The 763-nt window shown below is 68.8% G+C and carries 1 protein-coding gene; it reads left to right on the top strand.

The window, feature by feature from the left end; genetic code table 11:
- Nucleotides 1-763 (top strand): transposase family protein (locus SSP08S_RS54560; RefSeq protein ID WP_019076051.1); only part of this gene is annotated, 763 nt, incomplete at both ends.

Genomic DNA, 763 nt, shown 5'->3' with positions numbered 1-763 from the left:
CGGCCGCGGCAACGGGCGGTAGGAGCAGGTGCGAAGCACCAGTTCGTCTTCGTCGACCGGCTGCTGGCCACGCTGGTGAGTCTGCGCCATGGCACCACTCATGACGTGCTGGCCTCCTGGTTCGGCGTGGACCGCTCCACCATCACCCGCGCCATCGGCGAGGTGCGGCCCCTGCTTGCGCTGCGGGGCTGCACCATCGCGCCGGGCGTCCGGCTGCGTAGTCTCGCCGAGGTCGTCGAGTACCTGGGCGCCAACGGCCGGACCGGCATCATCGACGGCACAGAGATCCGCGTGCGACGCCCCGCTGCAGGCCGCAGGGACCGCGACAAGTTCGTCTCCGGCAAGACCAAGCAGAACGCCGTGAAGGCCATGGTCCTCACGGACGCCGAGGGGCGCATGCTGTTCTGCAGCCCAGTCCGACCAGGCAGTTGCGCTGACATCACCCAGGCCCGGCAGCTGGGCCTGGTGCAGCTCCTGGCCGACGGACCGTTCATGGAGATCCTCGCGGATGCCGGCTACCAGGGCATGGGAGCGCAGACCGGCGGGCGGGTGGTGACGCCACCACATCGCAAGTTCAAGAAAAACGCTCCCGCCTGGTACGAGGAACGGCACGCACTCCAGCGCAAAGCGCACTCCTCACGCCGGATCCGCGTCGAGCACGGCATCGCGCACCTCAAGAACTGGCGGGCTCTGACCCGACACCTCGGCCGACGCGAGCACATGAGCGACATCGTCCAAGCCGTCGCCGGACTGCTCTCACACC

The sequence above is a fragment of the Streptomyces hokutonensis genome, assembly GCF_000376565.1.
Classification (GTDB): Bacteria; Actinomycetota; Actinomycetes; order Streptomycetales; family Streptomycetaceae; genus Streptomyces; species Streptomyces hokutonensis.
Note: the sequence above shows the minus strand (reverse complement) of the source record. Positions and strands in the feature narration are given on the sequence as shown.